The following is a 21,370-nucleotide window of genomic DNA, read 5'->3' as shown; positions in this document are numbered from 1 at the left end:
CACGTCACGCTCAGCCCCAGCCGGATCGGAGACATCGCCCGAGCCGCCCTCGTCCTCAACGGAATCTGGAAGTGATCACCGCTGAGAAAACCTCACTGAGCTACGAGCACCAGAGCATGCATGAGCGAATTCCAACGGCCGAATTTAAGCCAATCGCAGGGAACTATCGGCCAGTCCGGCCAGGCTTCCTGACATATTCACCTCACCGCCTCGTAGCGTCTATGGCGACCGCAAGCCTTGACCACAGGGGGAATCGTGAAGTTCACGAAACGAATTGCAACAATCGGAAGCGCACTCGCGATCACAGCCTCAGCGCTCGCGATAACATCAGCTCCTGCAAACGCCGCCGCCACAGCGGACCCTTGCGCCGGGAAGTCTGAAAATTACATCGTAAAGAACTACACCAGGGGATTCGTCAACCTCCCCCTGCGTTGCGGAACGTCGACCTGGGGATACCGGCACCTGGTCCCCAAGCACGGCTTCAACGACAGCCAGATCGCCAACACGGTGGCTCGAGGCAAGCAGAGCTTTGGGTTCTATTACACGAACCTGGCACAGTGTCCGCCCGTGACGTTCAAGGTCGTCTACAACGACGGGGCCCTCGGCGGTACCGGAGTCAGGCCACAGGGCATCATCACCGCCTACTACCAGGCTGGCCACATTTCATCCATCGCTCCTCAGGCGACCGCAGCCGCCTGTTAAACTCCAAGCATGGAGCAAGTGAGCATCCCCCCGGGCCTTCAAATGGAATTGGAAAAGCCATTCGGAGGTCCAGGGGATCCCGCTTTCACGTTGTCAAACGTCACGTTCTCGCGCGAAGGCAGCGAACTTACTCTTTCCGCAACCGTGGACATCACTCCGGCGCGCGGACGTAGCGAGCAATGGCTCATCAGCCTAGAGTTCTCTGAATTCGATGCTGCCGCCGCACGGCAGAACGAAACGCCAGAAGCGCACTCCTGGTTCGCCTTGATGACGAAGACGAATATCGTCGAATGGTGGCACACACGGAAAACCGAGCCCAACATGCCCGTGCCGCCTCGCCGCATCGGATAGATCTTCCGACCTCAAGGTGAAGGACGGGTCGCCCGTCCAGCAGACACTGGCTTGCCTGGGGAGCCGTCTGGGAGCCGACCTCAAGCCCCCGCGACACTGCCCGAGCCCACCGAGCACCAACGCTGCGACCAGGCAAAACGGCAAACCAGCCGGTCGAGATCGGGACCGAACTTCGTTCGGGACGAAGAGGTCGTGGGTTCAAATCCCGCCACCCCGACAGAGTAAGACCAGGTCAGGGGCCTGATTCGAGAGATCGAATCAGGCCCCTGACTGGCTTTGTAGATCGTTTGGGAGAAATCTGGGAGACGATCTTGGTCGGGGTCTCCCAGCGTCGGCCGGGCGGCGAGGAGCGAAGCGGGTGACGCCCAAACCGAGGGCGTGCGCGTTCGCGAAGCCGGGACTGTCAGTGGCGCTGTCTAGCCTTGAGAGGATCAGCGTCCCCAGGAGGCTCGAAGTTGGCCGGATTCAAGATCAACAGGCGTGGCATCGAGAAGATGCAGCGAGAGATCGCCAAGGAGTTCGAGCGGGCGAACCGCAAGCATCCTGTGCGCGTGCCCGTCACGGTCGAGACGCCGGATCTCGGGACCCTGGCCCTGTCCAGTGCGAGCGGGATCGAGAGCGATCCGTACCTGTCCCGGGTCCTGGTCTGGCTGTACGACGCATCCCGCCGGAATCCCGGCGGCTTCTTCGACGTGGCCGACTTCCTCGAACACGAGGGACTTCCGGTGGGTGAGACCGCCGAGATGGCGCTCCGGCTGAGGAAGCTCGGGCTCGTGCGGGTCGAGGAGCATCTCGGCGGCACCAGCTCGAAGGTGTCTCCCACCGACGACGGTGTGCTGGAGGCCCGGCGGCTGCTCGGCCTGCGTACTGACGCGGTGGCCCGTTTCCGGCACGCCTGCGATGTGCTGCTCGCTTGGGTCCTGCGTACGGGTGGGCGTGACTCGGCAGTCGCGGCCATGTCCTACAGGGAGGATCCTCAGTGCAGCTTCGCTGGAGCCCTCCTGACAGAGGACGAAGTCCTCAGTGCCCTCAACTACCTGTCCGACAACGGCCTCGTGCTGATCCACCCCGCTGACGATGGTGCCGCGGTCCAGATCACGGCGGCCGGCACCCGTTGCGTACTCGTCGGAGGAAGCGTGAACGACTACCTGAGCCGTCAGCCGAACGGCGGTGACACCTACAACATCACCAACTCACAGGGCTTGGTCGTCGGCTCTCAGCAGCACGTCGTCCAGAACAACCACATCGGCCTGGACGCGTCCAAGCTTGTGGAGTTCGCTCAGATGGTCAGGCAGTTCGCGCCGACCCTGGGCGCGGCCGACGACCAGCGGGACCAGATCATCACGGACGCCGAGGTGCTGGAAGAGGCCGCCACCGCCGACCAGCCCGAGCCAGGCCGGGTCCGGGCCGCGTACGAGCGACTGCAGACGGCACTTTCGGCCATCGGCACGGTGACTCCCGGACTGGCCATGCTCGTACAGGCGGGCCAGAGCGCTTACCAGACGGCCTTCGGCGGCTGACTTCGCCACCCGTTCTCAGGGAGGCCGCTTCCCTGAGAACGCGCCTACACCGTGAGTGTGAGCAGCCGGTCCAACACTCGCACGGGCGACCGGGGGGACATCGCGCGGCGGGCGTCGAGGGCAGCCAGCCACTGTTCGGTCAGGCCGGCGAGGAGGCGGCGGCGCATGCCCGGGGTCACGTGGGCGTAGCGGGCCGAGATCGAGCCGTCGAGGTGGCCCATGCGCTCGTCCATGAGGACCTTCTCCGTGCCGAGGTCCTCCATGAGGGTGCGGTGGGTGTGGCGCAGGCCGTGTGGGGTGAGGCCCTTGGCGACGGGTAGCCAGCAGGCGTCGGCCCGGTGGCTCGCGCCACGGCCGCGGGCGGGGACTCCGGGCCAGGGGTCGCCGAGGAGGGGGACGGGGCGCGGCTCCTGGGGTGCCTTCTTCGGGTACCAGCCGGTGGCGGCGGGTTGGAAGAGCCAGGTGGCGAAGCCGTTGCGGCGCCAGTGGGCGGCCTCGTGGGACGGGGCCGCGTTGCGTACGAAGCCGAGCTCGGCGACGGCGAGTTCGACACGTGCGCGTGTCTCCGCCCGTACGCGCTCGGGGTGGTTGAGCACGTTGGAGACCGTGCCGGTGGACACGCCCGCGCGGCGGGCGACGTCGGTGAGCTTCGCGCCGCCGTGTCCGCTGGTGCGGGCGGCGCCCTGGCCTCGGAAGACGTAGGTCTTGCCGTGGCAGGGGCATGGGGTCGGCTTCGTACGGGCGATGTGGTCGGCGACGAGGGCGGAGAGCCAGTCCGTGGCGTCGATGGTGCGGTAGCTGTCGTCCTTCGGCGGTACGCGCACCAGTTCGCCGGAGTCGAGCTCGTACAGCTGCCATTCGACGCGGACGGTGCCGGGGCGCGCGTACTCGGTCTCCAGGCCGACGATCTCGCCCCACCGCATGCCGGTGTACGCCTTGAGCGTCACGGCCACGAACTCGTCGTCCCGCCCGGAGAGAAGGGCCGCTCGCTCGGCTATCAGCAGGGCGCCGAGCGGGTCGGTGATGACCTTCTCGGGGCCGCGGTCGCGGGAACGACCGGCACGCTTGCCGCGTCCGCGCCGCCGAGCGGCCGGGTTGGACGTGATCAAGCCCTCGTCGATCGCGTCCTCAAGGATGAGGTGGAGGGTCGAGCGCCAGGTCTTCACGCTGGAGGCCGCGTACACGGCCTTCTCCTCCTTCTCCCAGCGCTCCACGTCCGAGCGGAGGATGCCGGCAAGGGACTTGTCCGCGAAGGTGGGAAGGAGGTGCTCCTCGATGTGGCGGCGGTAGTTCTGCATCGTGGACGCGGCGAGGTCCTGGACGGCGTACCAGCGGCTGGCGTACTCGCCGAAGGTCTCCTGGCCTGCTGCGGGATCCCGCCACTCGCCACGGCGGAGGGCAACCTCTTCGGCGTCCGCCGCCTGCTTGGCCTCCCGCTTCGTGGCGAACTTGACCACGGCACCCGTCGGGTCGGAGACGGTGCCGTACTTGCCGTCGGCGAGCTTGTACCGGCTTCGCCAGTAGGTGGCGCGCTTCTCCGCGTACCCCAAGTGTTCCCTCCCTTCTGTCGCTGAGGCTGTCTAAGCAGTGATGTCGTACTGGATCTGCGATTGAGGCTGGGGCTGGGCCTTGAGCAGACGGCGCGGGGGGCGAGCGGTGAGTGCGGGCCCGGGCGAGCTGGCGCGGGGCTCGCGGTGGGACGGCCTAGGGGTGGGCGGGGCAGGTCGTTGCGGGGCGCGTCCGGGGAATTCCTCGTGAAGCCTCACGATTTCCGCCACATGTTCTGCGGTGAATCGATAGGCCCCGCCCAGGTAGGTGAAGGGAACAAGGCGGCGCCGGGCACGCTCTTTGACCCACCAGACGGAACAGCCAAGGGCTTCGGCAACTTCTCGGGCGGTATGGAGTCGGGGAAGTTCGGGGGATATTCGAGGAGCGGTCAACGGGAGAATTTCCAATCTGGACCCTCGACGGAGAGGTCCCCATACAGACAGACAGGTGGGCAAGTTCGGTGACAGGAAAATTATGCGGAGAATCGCCGGTTAGGCTAACCGGCGATCGTCGGCTATGTTGCGCCCGCTCCGACCGGCTCCGGGTGCGTGCGAAGGCCGACGAGGAGGGCCTGCGGCGGCACCCCGAGGGCGGCGGCGATGGTGACGAGGTCGTCGATGTCGCAGCGGCGGACGGTGCGTTCGATGCGGGAGAGCGCGGTGAACGTCATGGGCCGGCCGAGGGCGGTGACGCGGGCGGCGAGCTGGCGCTGGGAGTAGCCGCGGGCGGTGCGGGTGCGTTCGATGGCGTGGGCGGCGGCTCGTCCGGCGGGTCCGATTTCGAAGGGGGCGTGGCGGCATGGATGGTGTTGTAGCTTGCGCGCCGGCCCTTTCGGAAGGGCTTTCCTGTCTGCCGTGAGCGATGCGGATCACACCATGATTTCTGGCGGTGATTTCGTCAACCGGGGTTTTGGGTCTACAGTCACCGGACCGCGGGCGAGACGACTTGTGTGTGGTTTCAGAATCAAGTCTGGACTTTCGCGCACCGGGTGTGGCTGTGTTGTCCACGCACCCCGGCTCCGCCGGATTCGCTGCCCCTCTTCCCTGATTTCGAATGGTGGTCGATCGACATCGCCCGTATCCGCACCATCAAGCCCGAGGCGTTCGCGTCGGAGTCCCTCGCGTCCGTGTCGCTGTCCGCCGAGCGCACCTTCTTCGGGCTGCTCACCCAGGCCGACGACCAGGGCCGTCTGCGTGATCAGGCCGCGGTCATCGCCGGCCTGCTGTGGTCGCTGCGCCGCGAGCACGGGCCGGTGGAGGTCGAGGACGACCTGACCCAGCTCGACGGGGCCGGGCTGGTCTGCCGCTACGAGGGCGGCGACGGCAAGCGGTACCTGCACATCGTCACCTTCGCCCAGCACCAGAAGATCAACCGCCCCAGCGGCGTGCGCAATCCGCCGTGCCCGCACCACGACCTCGGGGTTCCGCGTGAGCCCTCACCGCAGGTGCCCGGAGCGGTCACACAGCCCTCCGTGACCCGGCCGGGAGGACTCACGGAGATATCCGTGAACGACGAATCCGCAGGTCAGGACGGATTCCGTGAGCCGTCACCGCAGACTCGGGGAGGGCTCACGGAGCCCGCGGTGAGCCCTCCCGGTCCGGATCTAGGACCTAGGAACAGGGATCTAGGAACTACCCCGTTGGGGGGCGCGAGCGCCCCCGCGCCCCAGACGGTCTCGGCGAAGGACCTCATCGGCGAGTACACCGCCGCGTGCACATACCGACCGCCCCGGGACGTCCTCGGCCAGCTCGGCACGCAGGTGCGCAAGCTCCTCGACGAGGGCATCGACCCCGTCCACGTACGGGCGGGTCTCGCACGCCACCGGGCCAAGGGCCTGCACGCGAGCACCCTGCCCAGCCTGGTGCACGAGGCCATGAACGCCGCCACGCCCGCGCCCTCCGCCGCCCACCGGTCGTGGACCAACCCCGCCGACGTCAACGCCGCCTACGGAGGTGACCTGTGACCGCCACCCTCACCCGCGACCCGCACCAGGTCGGCCGGATCGCCGACCGCCTCGGCGCCATCCTGACCCAGCGGGGCATCGGCCCCGCCACCACCACGCACGAGCCGCCGCCGGAGCCCGTCACCGCACTGGAGCTGGCCGACGCCCGCATCCCCGCCCGCTACCGGCGCGCCCTGACCGACCACCCCCACATCACCGCCTGGGTGGACGAGATCGCCCGCGCCGGCCGCCCCGGACCGGCAGGCGCACCAGGAATCGCGGAGGGCGCCTCCCTGCTGATCGCCGGCCCCACCGGCACCGGCAAGACCCACCAGGCGTACGGCGCCATCCGCGCCCTCCTCGCCGCCGGCGTGCGCCTGCGCTGGGAGGCCGTCACCGCCGCCGACCTGTACGCCCGCCTGCGTCCACGCTCCGGCTTCGACAGCGAGCGCGAGCTACAGGCCCTGGCCAAGTGCCCGCTGCTGCTCCTGGACGACCTCGGAGCGGCCAAGAACAGCGAGTGGACCGAGGAGCTCACCTACCGGCTGATCAACCACCGGTACGAGCACCTGCGCCCCACTCTGATCACCACCAACCTCCCCACCGCCGACCTCCGCACCGCCCTCGGCGACCGCGTCGCCTCCCGCCTCGCCGAGATGACCGAACGCGTCATCCTCGACGGCCCCGACCGCAGACGCACCAGACACGCCGCGGCCTGACCTCCCAGGCCACCCAGCTCACTCTCCTCGCCCTCTCCCGGGCCACCGCACCCCGGCCCCGGCCCCGGCCCAGCCCACGGCACGGCCGACCCCTGAGAGCCCCAATGCCATGACCGCCCATCCCGGTACCCGGGTCACCGGAACCCCCGCACGGTCCCCGGTCCCGGTCCCCGGCCTGCGGGAATCCCAACAGCGCAAGCGGATCCGTAAACGGGGACCGAACCCGCCGACGCGGGGACCGTCCCCTTGACGGTCCGTCGGTCCCCCGGTCCCCCGGTCCCCACCGCGGGGACCGGTCCCCGACACGCGTGGGGACCGAGCTCCAGCCAAAGGCCGCGGCAAAACGGGACCGGGGACCGTGAGGACCTGCACCAGCGATCGACGGGACCGGACTACAACCCACCGCCACAGCTACGAAACCCCTGCTCAGCGCGCCATAAGACCGGTCGACCCCCGCCCGTCCCCCTGCAACAGGCAGAGCCAGTCCCCGGGGATTACGCACACCGGGGACCGACCCCGCTCCATCCCCGACGGACCAAGGAACCACCAAAACAGGGCCACCGGTCCCGGGACCAGGACCGGGGACCGACCCGGGACCGAGACCGGGACCGACCTGGGGACCGCCCCGGGGACCGGGGACCAGGACCGGGACCGGGGACCGGGGACCGGGGACCGGGGACCGGGGACCGGGGACCGGGGACCGGGGACCAGGACCGGGACCGGGGACCGGGGACCAGGACCGGGGACCGGGGACCAGGACCGGGGACCAGGCGGTCAGGAATAGAAGCCGACCACGGCGTCCTGCACAGCCGCTGGCGGGCCCGCGGGTACCCAATCCATCCACGCGTCCCCGCCGCGCACATGCCCTCACCAGCCATCCACACAACTACGAAGGACACGGATACCAGTCATGCACGGCCCTCATCACGAAGCTCCTTTCGTGCAGCGGGAGGTGACCACCCCTGCCCCGGGCGGAGCCAGTAGTACCCCGAGTCCGACTCAAGGCCGGTCTTCGGGGATCTCCGCCCCGGGGGTGGCGGAGACGGCCCGACGCCAGGGGGCGCCGGACCGGGAGGTCGGGACCGAGGGCGGCCCCGACCCGGACGAGCTCCACGCCGTCCAGCAGCAGCTCCTCCGCCCCACACTCGCCACCGAACCGACGGTCGCCGCGCGAGCGGTGCAGAGCGTGCAGCCGGCGATCCGCCGCTTCACCGGCACCAAGCGGACCGTCCGTGTCGGCCCGCTGCGGTTCACCGGCGACGAGCACAACCAGCTCCAGGAGGCCGCCGCCCAACATGGCTACAAGGGGGAATCCGGCTTCGCCGCCGACATCGTCCTCGCCTTCATCACCGGCAGGTTCACCGCGAACCTGCCGCTGTCCGAGGACCGCCGCCGTACCCACATGTTCCGAGCCCAGGTGCTGCGCGAGCTCAACCGCATCGGCGTCAACGTCAACCAGATCGCTCGCGCGCTGAACAGCGACCTCACCCCACCCGACATCCGCCACCGTCTCGACGAGCTCCACCGCCTGCTGGAACTGACCGCCGAGGCCCTGCGCGAACCGACCGACACCGGGAAGGACCTGGCCGCGTGATCGCCGCCATCAAACCGGCCGGGTCCAACACCCGTGGCCTGCTCGCCTACCTCTACGGCCCCGGCCGCCACGACGAGCACACCGACCCGCACATCGTCGCCGGCTTCGCCATGCTCGGCATGCCCGACCCCGGCCGCGACTCGGACGCCACCCTCACCCAGCTCGCCCGCCACCTCGACGAACCCGTCCATCTTCGCAACAGCGAGTTCGGCAAGAACGTCACCGACCACGTCTGGCACTGCCCCGTCCGCACCGCCCCCGAAGACCGCCACCTCTCCGACACGGAGTGGGCCGACATCGCCCAGCGGATCGTCGAAGCCGCCGGCATCGCCCCGCCCGACGACGACCTGGCGTGCCGGTGGATCGCCGTACGCCACGCCGACGACCACATCCACATCCTCGCCACCACCGTCCGCGAAGACGGCCGCCGCCCCAAGCTCCACGACAGCGGCATCCGCGTCGGCGACGCCTGCCGCCAGATCGAGACCGACTACGGCCTGCGCCAACTGAAGAAGGGCGACCGCACCGCCGGACGCCGACCCACCCAGGCCGAGATGCACAAGGCCGAACGTCTCGGTTGGGAGCAGACCAGCCGTGACTGGCTCCAGGACCGCATCCGCGCCGCCATCCCCCACGCCAGCAACGCCGAGGAACTCCTCGCCTACCTCGAAGCGGACGGCATCGCGGTCAAGCCCCGCCGCGGACCGTCCGGAGACCTCCTCGGCTACGCCGTCGGCCGCCCCGGCGACATCAACAAGGACGGCGAACAGATCTTCCACCCGGGCGGGAAGATCGCCCCCGACCTCACCCTCCCCAAGCTCAGGGCCCGCCTGGAGACGACCGCGCCGGAGGAACACCCGACCGCACGCCGCAACCGCCCGACCACCGCCTGGCACCAGGCCGCCGACGCCCTCGACACCCTTCACACCGGCATGAACGACGATGCCCACGCCCAGGCCCACATCACGGCCCTCGGTGAGCTCCTCGAAGCCACCGCCCAGAAAGCCCCCACCCCGCTCCGCGCCGAACTCCAGGCCGCATCGAAGGCGTTCATACGCGCCCAGCGCTCCCAGATTCGTGCGGAAGACCGTGCCGCCCACGCCATCCGAAACGCGGCCCGGGACATCGTCCACACCACCACCGGCCCCGACGGCAGCGCCCTCGCCGCCCTCATCGCTGCCCTCCTGTGGGCCGGGGTCATCGCCAACCGCTGGCATGAGGCCAAGGGCCACGCCCACCAGGCCGACGCCGCCCGCGAAGCCCTTTACCACCTACAGACAGCCGCCGACCAGGCGTTCACCCCCACGCTCGTCATCCTCGATCAGCATCAACCGAGTGAGGAAGCCCGCCGTACCTTCGCCCACGATGTACGCGCCGCCGTCCCCGACCACGCCGACCGCATCCTCACCGACCCCAGCTGGCCTGCCCTTGCCACTCTCCTGGCTGACGCGGAGGCCCGAGGCCACCAACCCCACCAGCTCCTGAAGGAGGCCGCAGCCCAGCGCGAACTGGGCACAGCCCGTCAGCCCGCCCGCGTCCTGATCACCCGCATCGAGCACACCAGCCGCAACCCCAGCCCCAACCCCCGCGCCGAAGCCGCCCGCCTCCGCACCACGGCGTCGGTAGTCGGCTGGCAGGCCACCGACGCACAGCCGCCAGCAGTGCCCGGAGTCCGGCCCATCCGCCCACGACGCTGACCCTGAAATCTCGCCATCGGCACCCGCGCTGCGCCCAGCAAGACACGTCTGCCCCCGCAGCCCACCACGGCTGTGCTCTCATGTGGCCGGCCGCCACCTTGGCCGTTCTCCGGCCGAGGCGTGCAGGCGGATCCGCAGGCGATCGCCGCGAGAGGGCCGACATATATAGCCGACGATCGCCGGTTAGCCAAACCGGCGATTTTCCAGATCATTTACGTGTCCGGGCACGCGCCCAACCCCACCAAGCCGCACAGCATCGCGCGGTGCTGTCGGCGCACCCACACCACAAGGAGCACCACCCTGAAGTTCCACCCCATCACTGCCATGTTCCCGCCGCTCACCGACGAGGAGCTCCACGAGCTGACCGAGTCGGTTAGGACCCACGGCTTGCGTCACGAGATCGTCCTCGGCCCCGATGGGACCATCCTCGATGGCCGCCACCGACTCGCCGTCTGCAAGGCTCTCGGAGTCGAACCCCGCTTCACCACGTACGAAGGCGACGATCCCGACGGATACGCCCTGTCCGTCAACATCCGCCAGCGCAAACTGACCACGGGACAGGCCGCGATGATCGCTACCAAGACTCAAGCCGGCACCACGGCGAACGAGCACCTCTCCCCAGAGGAGGCGATGCGCTCCCTCAGTGAGACGACCGGTGTCTCCACTGGCCGCCTGGAGCTGGCCGACATGGTCATACGACACGAGCCCGAGCTCGTTGAGCCGGTCATCACGCGTACTGTCAGTCTGGACAAGGCCCATGAGATCGCACTCACTAACAAGGTCCGGGCACAAGCCAGCCAGGAGCACCTGGCCCGCCTGCGCGCCGAGGCACCTGATCTCGCGGACTTGGTCATCATGGGCGAACTCACCGCGCTTCAGGCATGGAATAAGCACCAGGCTCGCATCAAGGAAGACGCAAGGCAGCGCAGGGTCGCGACCTATCTCCTGTGCGATGTCGTGACGTCTCTGGCACAGACGCGGGGCACCAGAACCTTTGCCAGGTACGACCCCCAGTACCAGGCTCCGGGCCGCCCCGTCACCCGCGAGACCATCGCCCACGCGATGACTGCGCTGACCGAAATGGACGCTGTATGGCGGGAGCGTGACCTCCCCTGAGCCCTACCCGTGAGACCCGGCAACGGAAGATCATTCAGCAGGTGGGCCACGTCCGCCCCACACCTCACCAGGTCCTTCGAGATGGATGGTCGGCACCTCCGGAGTCGCGTCCTCATCCCATCGCCCCATAGCCCGACCTCATGACGCCCTTCTGGGGGCCGGCGCGGAAACGCACTGGCCCCCAGAGGCTTGCGCCTACCGGCGCGGCTCACCCTCGATGAGGCGGATAACCGGCGGCCATGGAACTCGGAGCTCGCCGAGCAGAGCCCGGTACACGCTATGCCTACGGTGTTCCGTCCGCCGAGATGCGGCGGAAACCGAGGTACGGGAAGAGGGATTCGGGCAGGACGATCGAGCCGTCCTGCTGCTGGCACTGCTCAAGGAGCGCAGCCAGGGTGCGGCCGATGGGCAGGCCGGAGCCGTTGAGGGTGGCGACGAGCTTGGGCTTGCCGTCCTCGCCGCGGGTGCGGATGTTGGCGCGGCGGGCCTGGAAGGTGCCGAAGTTCGAGACCGAGGAGATCTCCCGGTAGGTGTTCTGGCTCGGCATCCAGACCTCGATGTCGTACGTGAGCTGGGCGGAGAAGCCCGTGTCGCCAGCGGCCAGCTTGACTACGCGGTACGCGAGGCCGAGCTCCTTCAGGCATGCCTCGGCGTGGCCGACCATCGTCTCCAGCGTGGCGTCCGCGTCCGCCGGGTCGACCATCTGGACGATCTCGACCTTGGCGAACTGGTGCTGGCGGATCAGGCCCCGGCTGTCACGCCCATACGAGCCTGCCTCGGACCGGAAGCACGGCGTGTGCGCGGTCAGAGCCAGCGGCAGGTCGGCCGGCGGGATGATCTCGTCCGCGTAGAGGTTGGTCAGCGGCACCTCGGCCGTCGGGATGAGGAACAGCTCGCGGTCTGCGACACCCGTCTTGAACAGGTCCTCCTCGAACTTCGGCAGCTGGCCGGTGCCGGTCATCGTCTTGCGGCTGACCAGGTACGGGACCGCGTGCTCGACGTACCCGTGCTGACGGGTATGGATGTCGAGAAACAGCGTCGCCAGGGCGCGCTCCAGGGCGGCGCCTGCCCCACGGGAGACGACGAACCGTGGGCCCGAGAGCTTCGTCGCTCGGGCGAAGTCGAGGATGCCGGTGCTCTCGCCGAGGTCGACGTGGTCCTTCGGCTCGAGGGAGAAGACCGGCGGGGTGCCGACGCGGCGGACCTCCACCGCGAACTCCTCGGAGTCGCCGTCCGGGGCCGCATCGTCCGGCAGGTTCGGGATGGTCAGGAGCAGATCGGTCAGCTCCTCCTGCACTTGCTCCTGCTCGGCGTCGATGTCTCGGATCTGGTCCTTCAGCTCGCGGGCACGCTCCTTCAGCTTGGAGATGTCCCCGCCCTGCTTGGCCGTCTGCTGGACCTCGCTCGCCACCCGCTTGGCCTCCGCCCGCAGCTCGTCGGCTGAGCGGATGCTCTGGTTGCGCCGGGACTGGAGGTCTTCCAGCCGGGACAGGTCCAGGGAGTAACCGCGGCGAGCGAGCCGACGAACAGCTTCGGCACCCATGTCGATCAGGGCGCGGGCGTCATGCATGAGGGGATCCTTTTTATCCAGCGAGTGGGATGGGGATTCCAGAGCGACGGTAGCAACAGCGACCACTCGCGGATCCGGAATATCGCCGTGTGATCTCTACGGCGCAGCGCTACCGGGCCCACGTACTGTCCAGATCCCGCCAGCCTCGATCAGGGCCGGGATGGTGCCCGCCCGGTGCTTCGTGACAGGGTCGACCCCATGCGGATTTTGGTGATGGGCGGCACCTGGTTCCTCGGCCGCGCGGTTGTTGACGAAGCTTTGCGACGCGGCTGGGAGGTGACCGCCTTCAACCGCGGCCGCTCCGGTGCGGTTGAGGGCGCCGACACGGTCCGCGGTGACCGGACTGACCCCGACGACGTGAAGCGGCTGGCCAACCAAGGGCCGTGGGATGCCGTCATCGACACCTCCAGCAGCGAGTTCTCGCCTCGTGATGTGCTCCTCGCCACCGAGGCCCTGCGCCCGGTTGCCGCTCGGTGGGTACACGTCTCCACGGTGTCCGTTTACCAGGGCTGGCCCCACCACCCGCTCACTGAGGATTCCCCGCTGCTGGAGTGCCCACCGGACGCCGACGAGTCGTTCGGCCACACCGGCCCCGATGGCAGCCCGACGAAGTACGGATTCCAGAAGGCCGGCGGAGAGGCCGCGGTTCGGACCGCGTTCGGGGACGACTCGGTGTTCGTGCGGCCGGGAGTGATCCTGGGCCCCGGCGAGTACGTCGGCCGACTCCCGTGGTGGCTCACCAGAGCCCATCGCGGCGGCCCGATCGTTGTGCCGGCTCCGGGCGAGCAGCGCATTCAGCCCGTCGACGTGCGCGACGTCGCCGCCTTCGCCGTCGATCAGGCCACAGCTGATACCCCAGGGCGGGCCTTCAACATCGCCCACCCCAAGGGCATCAGCTGGGCGGAATTCATCAGCGCATGCCTCGCGATCACGGGCGGCGTCGGCCATCCGGTGTGGACCGACGCTGCGACCCTCACAGCGCACGACGTCAAGCAGTGGACGGAGCTTCCGCTGTGGCGTACCCATGCCGGCGTGTGGTCCGTCGACGCCTCCCGTGCCTCAGCAGCCGGGCTCCGGTGCCGCCCGCTCGCGGACACCATCGCCGACACCTGGGCGTGGATGCGGGCGGACGGACGACCCGTCGACCACCCAAGGTGGTCCGAACACGGCGTGGCCCCGGACAAGGAGGCCCGGATCCTCGCTGCCCTCGACCATGCGTAGAAGGGGCGAGCGGATCAGGAATCGATGGCGAGCAGTCCTCGCCCCGTACCCAGCTGCCTCGGCGCTGAGCGGCGGCCGAACTCCTCGATCCGCTCGCCCAGCGTGATCGCCGCGCCCGCCCCCCTGAACGCGGGGGCGGTCAGCGCCCGCCTCAAGGTCCCGGTGCGCTCCAGCAGCCCCGCCACGCGTTGGTCCTCGGGAATCGCCCAGACCGTCTCCAGCGTCACGGTCGCCGCGTCCAGGTCGCCCCGCAGGAGCTGCGCGGCGGCGAGGTCAGCCGCGGCTTTCCCGCGTACCGACACCGACTGCCGGGCCGGCGGCCGGGACGAGACGAGATCCAGCGCCCGCTGCGCGGTGGCCTCGGCGCCTGCCCCGTCGCCAACGAGCAGGGCCGTCGTGCCGTTGGACATCAACAGCCGCTCCTCGCCGAACCCGAACTCGCCGCCCACACCGTCGTGCAGCTCGTCGCGCTCCCCGCGATCCTGGTGGGTCGATGCGACGAGCGCCCGAGTCGCCCGCTCGTGGTCTCCGAGGTGTCCGTGGGCGCGTGCCTCGATGGACAGCAGCCGACGGCGAGCCGTGTCCCCCAATCCGGCGTAGGCCAGCGCTGTCCGGGCCTGCCGTACCGCCTCTGAGGGGCGCCCCGTGAAGTAGGCGCAGATCGCCAAGGACCCGGTCGCGTAGGCGCGCAGCGGATCGAACCGAGCCATCTCCCCGTACAGGGCTGCCGACCGAGCAAGGCGAGCCGAGTCGTCCAGTGAGCCGAGGTCGAATGCGGCGGTCGACAGCAGCGCGCACGCCTGCCCCGCCACGATCAGCAGGTCCTGTTGCTGGGCGGGCACCTGCGTGAGCCCCCGCTGGTGCTCCGCTTCCGTGCGAAGCACCCTGGCCCGGCGGAAGATGTCGAACGCGTTCACCGCTCCGTAGGAGCGGGCGAGGGCAAGAGCATCGTCGCGAAGCTGGTCGATAGTGGTGTCGGATACGCACTGCGCGGCGGCAGCACCCGCCTCATCTGCGGCGTCACGTGCGGTCATAGCAATATCACCTTCGAGGTCGTACACAGCAGGAGCCCCCGACACCGTCGGAGAGGGCGCGGGAGGAGAACCGAAGAGCACTACGGCCTCCACCCCGAACAGGTGCTCAAGCACCCGGCACGTGTCCGGTCCCGGCAGGGTCTTGATCCGACCCGACGTCCACCGCCGGAACTGCGCCTCCGATACCGACAGCCCCGGTAAGCCGGTCTGTGAGGCCGCCCGCACGAAGGCGGTTGCGAAGTCCCGGTACCGCCAGCGTCGTTGCTGGACTAATACCCGCAGCAGCGTGGCCGGGTCTTGCATCGGTCGCTCCCTCAAAGTCAGGAGACGGGCCACATCGCCCCGTCCCTATCCGTTGACTACCGGCCAACAGGCTTGATCTGCAATGGAATCCGCGCACATGACATGCCGATGCCACCTCCATGACACCCCACACACCCAAGTGGGCACCAGATGACATCCGCCGCGTCATGGCCGTGACACCCGCACCGGAGCGACGCTTACGCCACCCAAACAGCCCAGCGAAGGGAACGGACCGTGAGCAGCCCCCGGCTTCCCCGCCGAACCCCCGGCGCGACCACTCCGAATTACGAGGCGGTCGTCGCCCCTTACGCGGAGACAGACGCTGGTCTGCCGCTGGAGAGGCGACGACTGCCGCAGGCAGCGGAAGCGTTCCGAACCGAGCACGGCGATCCCGCCGACTGGAGCTCTGCTCAGTTCGACGCCTTCCTCGGCCTCGGGGGTGCTCAGTGATGACGGCCAACGACGCGAATCTCTGGGTGGCGGACGACCCTGAGCACCGGCTCCTCGGCAGAGAGGTCGCCCAGCCCTCCAGCGGGCGGCGCGGAACCGTCGGCGTCGTGCTGGTCTACACCTCGAAGACCACCGACAAGGTGGTCAAGAGGGTGGCGCACATGCGTCCGATGGACGACTCGGGTCGCGAGTGGACGGCTGATCCCGGTTCGCTCCAGCCTCTGCGCCCGATCGCTTCGAACGTGGCGGCAGACCCCCGGTGATCACCTTCCAGTCGGCACGGGGCAACGGCACCCGGAGCTGAGCAGACTTCCCACCCGTTGTCGGTCAACCAGACGACCACGCGTGGGAAACGGCGCCCCCTGGGCGCCGAGCAAGAATCCGGTCGGAGTGCAGTCGGCACTCCGACCGGCGGCAAGCAGAGCGGATCAGAGCTGCCCAACCCGGGCAGTCACCCTTCCATCAAGGAGATCGGCATGCCGACACCCAGGAAAGAGAAGCAGAACCACCTGATCTACGCGGACGTCGTGGACTCCAAGTCCAAGGCGGGTGTGTGGATGGGCGAGCGCGCCTCCTTCCGCGAGAAGCAGGGCCGCATCCTCGACGCGCTCAAGGACCGCACCGACTGGGTCGAGCTCAACGACGCGATCATGGTCATCAGCACCGAGCCCGCCGGCCTCACGGTCATCGTGCCGAACCCGACGCTGCCCGGCGTCATCGTCCTCTCCGACGGCGGCAGCCCCGCGGCCTCGGCCCAGCTCCAGGCCGGCGCCGAGGAGCAGGTCCGCGCCGTGATGGCCGAGCTGGGCATCGCCGAAGAGGAAACGGCGGCCTGACCCAGTGACCGCTCCCCTGCTGCTGTGGGGGAAGTACTTCCAGTACGACCGGGCCGGGGAGGCTGTCCTCCTCGACCCGGTCACCCTGGAAAGTGTGCTTCTCGACTCCGGCGAGGTCGCTGACCTCGCCGGAGTCTCCCCGACCGCGACCCATGAAGCCCTCGCCGGGCTCGGCTTCACCCAGGACGGCCCCGCCGCCGACCGCCGTGAAGCACTCCACAACCGCCTCAACGCCCTCGGGTTCGACCCGACACCGCAACGGATCAGCGGGCTACGGGTGGTCCTCACCGACCGCTGCAACATGGCCTGTACGTACTGCTTCGTCGACACCAACACCGGCAAGCCGGACATGACCGAGGAGGAGCTCGCCACCGGCCTGGAGTTCCTGTTCGAGCAGAACGCCAGCCAGGAGGAAGTGTCGATCCAGTGGTTCGGCGGCGAGCCGACCATCCGCTTCGACCTCATGAAGTACGGCGACGAACTCGCTGACACCCTCGCCGCCCGCTACGGCGTCGCACGCGTCCGCCGCACCGTCGTCACCAACGGCGCCCGGCTCACGGACGAGGCCCTCGACCACTTCGTGCAGCGCGAGTACGGAGTCGGGATCTCCATCGATGGCCCGCCTGGGATCAACTCCGCCAACCGGCTCCTCCTGGGCGGCCAGCCTGCCGACGACCGGATCCGCCGCAACGTCGGGCGCCTGATCGCGGCCAAGGGCCTGCACGTCGGCTGCAACCTCACTCCCACGGCATCGAACATCGGGCGCCTGGCCGAGACCGTGCGGTGGATCACCGACGACCTCGGCCTGAAGTTCATCTACGTCAACACCCCCATCCCCACGGGGGGTGAGTGGCGAGTCAACGGCGCCGAGCTGGCCCGCGAGCTGTACGAGGCACGCCTGACCGCGCTCGGCAGGGGCGGGATGCTCTTCTCCGTCCTCGACCGCGCCTTCCAGGCCCTCGACACCCGACGGCCGATGCTGTTCGACCACATGCAGGGCGACCGCAGCCTGAACGCCGCCCTGCTGCCCGGCAACAGGGTCAGCGTGTGTGACATCAACTTCACGGAGCCCTCGTTCCTCCACACCGTCGACGAGCTCCGCCAGAAGCCCGGCCTGCTGGCCGCCGCGGCGAAGAAGGTCGCCCCGATCCCCGCTTGTGGCGACTGCCCGGCACTGGCCGTCTGCGGCGGCCCGTCCCGAAACGAGCAGGCCCTCATCGGTGGCGACACCCCGGATCCGCAGATGTGCGCCTTCTACACGAGCACCGTGTCCATCGCGGTCTGGGACAACACGGGGGTCCAATGAGCACCCCCGCCCGCACCGCGCTGATCTCGACGGCCGGCCACTGCAAGGTCGCCTGCGGCTTCTGCTTCCGCGCCGACCGCGCCCACGGCTTCCTCAGCATCGACACCTACACCCGGGCCCTGTCCAGGCTGAAGGAGACCGGGGTGGAGGGCGTCTGCCTGACCGGAGGCGAGCCGACCCATCACCCCCAGCTCCGGCAGCTCGTCCGCTTGGCCCACCAGTTCGGCATGGCGGTGTCCATGGTGACCTCGGCGCGAGCCGAGGCCGAGGTCACCGCCCTCGCGGAGGTCGAGCACCTTCTGACCAACGTCACCGTCTCGGCCGATTCCGAGGGCGCGATGGCCCTTGGTCGGACAACCCGGACCGTGGCCTCCGCCGTTGCGACGCTGCTGGCCGTGGACGTTCCCGCGAAGGTCCTCCACTTGACCTATTTGGACGTGGCGGAGGAGGAGGCAGCGCAGATCGCCGGCCTCGTCGCCGGGACAGGCATTGAGGTCCAGCTCAGCCCCGTACTCCTGAACGAGCAGGGCTTGATCAGGGCCGGCGGATCGCTCCAGGACTCTGTGAAGCTCAGAGAGGCTGACACGGCGACTCTTGCCGGGCGCTTCCGTCTGTCCAACGCGTACCGGTCCTACCTCGATGATCTACGTCGGATGCAGCTGTCCGACGACGAGGGCCATCCCTGCCGGTCAGCGACCCTTTACATGTCCGCCGAAGGCGAGATGCGACGTTGCCCCTACGGCGCGGACGGGGTCAGCGTCCAGGCCCCGCGTGCCGAGATCAGGGGCTTCCTCGAAGCGCCGTCGAAGGACCGTGTCGGACCCGACTGCGCCGCCATCTGCCGCCCCGCGTCGCACGCCTGCGCGGCGGCCTGAGCCCAGGGAGCCATCGTGCACGCACCGGTCTCTGTCACCGACCCGCACAACTTCACCGCCTGCTGGAGGCAGCCGCCGAACTTTCGCCTGCACGTCCCGTTCGACTACCTCTTCATGCCCGCCATCGACATACTCGACCACATCCGCCAGGACGAAGAGGTGCGGTTCACCATCCTCGGCGAGGAGGACTGGCAGGTCCGCATGGACCGCACTGCCGCCTTCCGGACGGCCCCGGTCGAGGAGATCATCACCTGGCCCTTCCGCCTGGTGCACTTCAACCTCTCCCGGTTCTACGGCGAACTCCTGGAGGGTTTCCAGGACGAGGTCATGATCCCCTGGCGCACGTACCTCGCCTCCCAGGGATTCACCTGGCAGCGGTGCGCGCCCATCCTCTTCCTGTCCTCGCAGGGGGCCACCTCCACGTACCACAACGACAACTCGCACGGCCTCGTCTGGCAGGTCCACGGCACCAAGACCTTCCACAGCTACCACAACCCCGACAAGCACCTGTCGGCCGAAGCCGCCGTCCTCGGTGAGACCACAGCCGAGGAACCGCCGGCCCACGACGAGACGGACCGGCAGTCCGTGACCATGCACCCCGGTGACCAGTTGTGGAGCCACGCCCTGACCCCGCACTGGGTCACCACGGAGTCCCCGCTCGCCCTCAGCGTCACCTTGTCCCATGGCGGCCTGTGCCACCAGGGCCGCTACGCCGAGCGTGAGCTGGCGCTCCGGTCCCACTGGGACAAGAACCCCACCGAGGCATGGACCCTCGACCTGGGCCACACCCGCTACTGAGCGCCCCTGCCGCTGCCCCCACTGCCAGACCGGCGGCGGGGGCAGCGGCACGCCCGGCCGCGATCAGGGGGTGAGGCGGTTCGGCCCGCGGAAGAGGAAGGCCGCCTCGCGAATGGAGTCCAGCCCGAGCATCACCATCAGGATCCGACCCAGGCCGGCGCCGAGGCCGCCGTGTGGCGGGCACCCGAAGCGGAAGATGTTCAGGTAGTCCTGCATCGGCTCGGTGTTCATGCCCTTGTCCTCGGCCTGCTTCAGCAGGACGTTGGAGCGGTGCTCGCGCTGGGCCCCGGTGGTGACCTCCAGCCCTTTCCAGAGCAGGTCGAAGCTGAGCGTCAGGTCCGGCCGGTCCGCCGGGCGCATGTGGTAGAAGGGCCGGATGGTTGCCGGGTAGTGCGTGATGAACACGAACTCGTGACCCGTCTGCTCCTTCATGTGCGCAGCAATCCTGCGCTCACCGTCCGGGTCCAGGTCCTCCTTCAGCCCCTCCGGGTCCCACCCACCGGCCCGCAGCACCTCCTGCGCCTCGGCCATCGTGATCCGCGGGAACGGAGTCTCCGGCACGGTGACCTCGACCCCGAAGACCTCCCGGATCCGCTCCCCGTGGACCTCGGCGACCTTGGCGATGGCGTGGGCGAGCATCCACTCCTCGAAGGCCATCACGTCCTCAACGCCGTCGATCCACGACAACTCCACGTCCACACCAGTGAACTCGGTCGCGTGCCGGGAGGTGAACGACGGCTCGGCCCGGAACACCGGCCCGATCTCGAAGACCCGGTCGATGCCGGCCGCCACAGCCATCTGCTTGTAGAACTGCGGCGACTGCGCCAGGTACGCCGACCGGTCGAAGTACCCGAGCTTGAACACCTCCGCCCCGGACTCCGAGGCAGTCCCCATCAGCTTCGGGGTGTGCATCTCCGTGCAGCCATGCTCCATGGCGTACTCGCGCAGTCCCTCCTCGAGGGTCGTCTGCACGGCGAACACCAGCTGCGCGGTCTCCCGCTTGCGGACATCGAGGAACCGCCAGTCGAGCCGGTGCTCGGGCCCGGTGAGCTCGTCGATCGGCAGCGGCGTCTCGGCCAGGTTCAGCACCTCGACCGACTCGGGGACGAGCTCCAGACCGCCGAGCTTGACCTGGGCCGCGTCCACGACGCGTCCGGTGATCCGTACGGCGGACTCCGGGGTGAGGGACTCGAGCACCGCCTCCAGCGGGCCGCCGTCGCGCTTGTGGGTCACCTGGACCATGCCGGAGTGGTCGCGCAGGATCACGAACTGCATCTTGCGCTGCAGCCGGAGTGCATTCACCCAGCCGGAGACAGAGACGGTCTGGTCGATGTGGCCGCGTAGGTCAGAGGTCAGAACGCGGCTCGTAGTGTGGATCATCGCAGCCCTCCAGGGGCGTCGTCATGATCCCTTGGGAGTGCGGGCGAGAAGGGAACTCGCGGTACCACCGCACTTTCGCCGCCACCCGAGGGCAGCGACCTCATTCAGCCCAGTGACGGGGGCGAACCGGCGGGGCATTGGGCCATGGAGCCGTTCCTCCCCGCGCTCAGGAGGGTCTTCACCTCGGGCACGAGTCCACCTTCCCAGCTACCGGCGGCTCTCTCTGCTCGCGTGATCCTTGGCTACTCGTCTCCGTCTACGCGTTGCCCACGAGAATAGGGATCCTGAAAGTCCCCCGCAACGCAATCACGGCGATGGCGCACGGCCTGGCCGAATTACGCCCTCGTCTAGCCCAACCTGGATCGTCACCTTGCTCGGGCTTCGCAGCGAGCGGGGCGCGGCGCCACG

Annotated in this window: 19 protein-coding genes and 1 tRNA gene; 15 read left to right on the top strand and 5 right to left on the bottom strand. The window is 68.9% G+C overall.

Annotated elements, in window-relative coordinates; translation table 11 throughout:
* Positions 1-255: 255 nt before the first annotated feature.
* From ACFW2Y_RS00575 to ACFW2Y_RS00560, 4 genes are all read left to right on the top strand, one after another.
* Complete coding sequence (locus tag ACFW2Y_RS00575; protein WP_384871342.1) at positions 256-702, top strand: hypothetical protein; 447 nt, start codon at positions 256-258, stop codon at positions 700-702.
* Between the two features lie 9 nt (positions 703-711).
* Complete coding sequence (locus ACFW2Y_RS00570) at positions 712-1,053, top strand: hypothetical protein (RefSeq protein ID WP_384871339.1); 342 nt, start codon at positions 712-714, stop codon at positions 1,051-1,053.
* A 150-nt stretch (positions 1,054-1,203) separates the two neighbouring features.
* Positions 1,204-1,270, top strand: a tRNA-Pro gene (locus ACFW2Y_RS00565).
* A 238-nt stretch (positions 1,271-1,508) separates the two neighbouring features.
* Complete coding sequence (locus tag ACFW2Y_RS00560; protein ID WP_384871337.1) at positions 1,509-2,573, top strand: hypothetical protein; 1,065 nt, start codon at positions 1,509-1,511, stop codon at positions 2,571-2,573.
* Positions 2,574-2,617: 44 nt separating this feature from the next.
* Here ACFW2Y_RS00560 and ACFW2Y_RS00555 read toward each other — a convergent pair whose 3' ends face one another.
* Positions 2,618-4,123, bottom strand: a complete 1,506-nt coding sequence (locus tag ACFW2Y_RS00555) for a LacI family DNA-binding transcriptional regulator (protein WP_384871334.1) — start codon at positions 4,121-4,123, stop codon at positions 2,618-2,620.
* Between the two features lie 512 nt (positions 4,124-4,635).
* Positions 4,636-4,866 carry a helix-turn-helix domain-containing protein gene (locus ACFW2Y_RS00550; protein ID WP_384871362.1) on the bottom strand — a complete coding sequence of 77 codons (231 nt, stop codon included), beginning with the start codon at positions 4,864-4,866 and terminating at the stop codon, positions 4,636-4,638.
* Between the two features lie 324 nt (positions 4,867-5,190).
* Here ACFW2Y_RS00550 and ACFW2Y_RS00545 point away from each other — a divergent pair, with 324 nt between their 5' ends.
* The 5 genes from ACFW2Y_RS00545 (at position 5,191) to ACFW2Y_RS00525 (ending at position 11,189) form a co-directional block, all read left to right on the top strand.
* Positions 5,191-6,084: a hypothetical protein gene (locus ACFW2Y_RS00545; RefSeq protein ID WP_384871359.1), complete on the top strand. Its 894-nt coding sequence runs from the start codon at positions 5,191-5,193 to the stop codon at positions 6,082-6,084.
* A complete protein-coding gene (locus ACFW2Y_RS00540; RefSeq protein WP_384871332.1) occupies positions 6,081-6,782 on the top strand; it encodes an ATP-binding protein in 702 nt (233 codons plus the stop codon). The genes ACFW2Y_RS00545 and ACFW2Y_RS00540 overlap by 4 nt, the downstream gene beginning before the upstream one ends.
* Before the next feature lie 1,033 nt (positions 6,783-7,815).
* Positions 7,816-8,376: a MobC family plasmid mobilization relaxosome protein gene (locus ACFW2Y_RS00535; RefSeq protein WP_384871330.1), complete on the top strand. Its 561-nt coding sequence runs from the start codon at positions 7,816-7,818 to the stop codon at positions 8,374-8,376.
* Positions 8,373-10,073 (top strand): relaxase/mobilization nuclease domain-containing protein, encoded by a 1,701-nt coding sequence (locus tag ACFW2Y_RS00530; protein ID WP_384871328.1) that lies wholly within the window; start codon positions 8,373-8,375, stop codon positions 10,071-10,073. The genes ACFW2Y_RS00535 and ACFW2Y_RS00530 overlap by 4 nt, the downstream gene beginning before the upstream one ends.
* Before the next feature lie 120 nt (positions 10,074-10,193).
* Positions 10,194-11,189, top strand: a complete 996-nt coding sequence (locus ACFW2Y_RS00525) for a plasmid replication/partition related protein (RefSeq protein ID WP_384871326.1) — start codon at positions 10,194-10,196, stop codon at positions 11,187-11,189.
* Between the two features lie 283 nt (positions 11,190-11,472).
* On the opposite strand, the gene serS is transcribed toward ACFW2Y_RS00525, so the two are convergent.
* On the bottom strand, positions 11,473-12,759 hold the full coding sequence (gene serS, locus ACFW2Y_RS00520) for a serine--tRNA ligase (RefSeq protein ID WP_384871323.1): 1,287 nt from the start codon (positions 12,757-12,759) through the stop codon (positions 11,473-11,475).
* Between the two features lie 198 nt (positions 12,760-12,957).
* Here serS and ACFW2Y_RS00515 point away from each other — a divergent pair, with 198 nt between their 5' ends.
* The gene (locus tag ACFW2Y_RS00515; protein ID WP_384871320.1) at positions 12,958-13,980 is read left to right on the top strand and encodes an NAD-dependent epimerase/dehydratase family protein; all 1,023 of its coding nucleotides are present in this window, start codon (positions 12,958-12,960) and stop codon (positions 13,978-13,980) included.
* Positions 13,981-13,994: 14 nt separating this feature from the next.
* Here the strand turns inward: ACFW2Y_RS00515 and ACFW2Y_RS00510 are convergent, their stop codons facing one another.
* The gene (locus ACFW2Y_RS00510) at positions 13,995-15,014 is read right to left on the bottom strand and encodes a DNA-binding protein (protein ID WP_384871317.1); all 1,020 of its coding nucleotides are present in this window, start codon (positions 15,012-15,014) and stop codon (positions 13,995-13,997) included.
* 752 nt (positions 15,015-15,766) lie between these two features.
* On the opposite strand from ACFW2Y_RS00510, the gene ACFW2Y_RS00505 reads away from it, so the two are divergent.
* The 5 genes from ACFW2Y_RS00505 (at position 15,767) to ACFW2Y_RS00485 (ending at position 19,582) form a co-directional block, all read left to right on the top strand.
* Positions 15,767-16,030, top strand: a complete 264-nt coding sequence (locus tag ACFW2Y_RS00505; RefSeq protein ID WP_384871315.1) for a hypothetical protein — start codon at positions 15,767-15,769, stop codon at positions 16,028-16,030.
* A gap of 213 nt (positions 16,031-16,243) precedes the next feature.
* Positions 16,244-16,603: a hypothetical protein gene (locus ACFW2Y_RS00500; RefSeq protein ID WP_030025824.1), complete on the top strand. Its 360-nt coding sequence runs from the start codon at positions 16,244-16,246 to the stop codon at positions 16,601-16,603.
* Between the two features lie 4 nt (positions 16,604-16,607).
* The gene (locus ACFW2Y_RS00495; RefSeq protein ID WP_384871312.1) at positions 16,608-17,909 is read left to right on the top strand and encodes a radical SAM protein; all 1,302 of its coding nucleotides are present in this window, start codon (positions 16,608-16,610) and stop codon (positions 17,907-17,909) included.
* Positions 17,906-18,784, top strand: a complete 879-nt coding sequence (locus ACFW2Y_RS00490; protein WP_384871310.1) for a radical SAM protein — start codon at positions 17,906-17,908, stop codon at positions 18,782-18,784. Before ACFW2Y_RS00495 ends, ACFW2Y_RS00490 begins: the two co-directional genes overlap by 4 nt.
* A gap of 15 nt (positions 18,785-18,799) precedes the next feature.
* A complete protein-coding gene (locus ACFW2Y_RS00485) occupies positions 18,800-19,582 on the top strand; it encodes a hypothetical protein (RefSeq protein WP_384871307.1) in 783 nt (260 codons plus the stop codon).
* Positions 19,583-19,645: 63 nt separating this feature from the next.
* Here ACFW2Y_RS00485 and aspS read toward each other — a convergent pair whose 3' ends face one another.
* Entirely contained in the window at positions 19,646-20,962 is a 1,317-nt protein-coding gene (gene aspS, locus ACFW2Y_RS00480; RefSeq protein WP_384871304.1) for an aspartate--tRNA(Asn) ligase, read from the bottom strand.
* Positions 20,963-21,370 lie beyond the last annotated feature (408 nt).

The organism is Streptomyces sp. NPDC058877 (assembly GCF_042742855.1).
Lineage (GTDB): Bacteria > Actinomycetota > Actinomycetes > Streptomycetales > Streptomycetaceae > Streptomyces.
This window is presented reverse-complemented; position numbering and strand designations above follow the sequence as displayed.

What these genes read in the sequence shown, in the direction of transcription:
- ACFW2Y_RS00570 (WP_384871339.1), top strand. Translation starts at nt 712, where the DNA reads ATGGAGCAAGTGAGCATCCCCCCGGGCCTTCAAATGGAATTGGAAAAG.
- ACFW2Y_RS00500 (WP_030025824.1), top strand. Translation starts at nt 16,244, where the DNA reads ATGCCGACACCCAGGAAAGAGAAGCAGAACCACCTGATCTACGCGGAC.
- ACFW2Y_RS00510 (WP_384871317.1), bottom strand. Translation starts at nt 15,014, where the DNA reads ATGACCGCACGTGACGCCGCAGATGAGGCGGGTGCTGCCGCCGCGCAG.
- serS (WP_384871323.1), bottom strand. Translation starts at nt 12,759, where the DNA reads ATGCATGACGCCCGCGCCCTGATCGACATGGGTGCCGAAGCTGTTCGT.
- aspS (WP_384871304.1), bottom strand. Translation starts at nt 20,962, where the DNA reads ATGATCCACACTACGAGCCGCGTTCTGACCTCTGACCTACGCGGCCAC.
- ACFW2Y_RS00515 (WP_384871320.1), top strand. Translation starts at nt 12,958, where the DNA reads ATGCGGATTTTGGTGATGGGCGGCACCTGGTTCCTCGGCCGCGCGGTT.
- ACFW2Y_RS00490 (WP_384871310.1), top strand. Translation starts at nt 17,906, where the DNA reads ATGAGCACCCCCGCCCGCACCGCGCTGATCTCGACGGCCGGCCACTGC.
- ACFW2Y_RS00505 (WP_384871315.1), top strand. Translation starts at nt 15,767, where the DNA reads ATGACGGCCAACGACGCGAATCTCTGGGTGGCGGACGACCCTGAGCAC.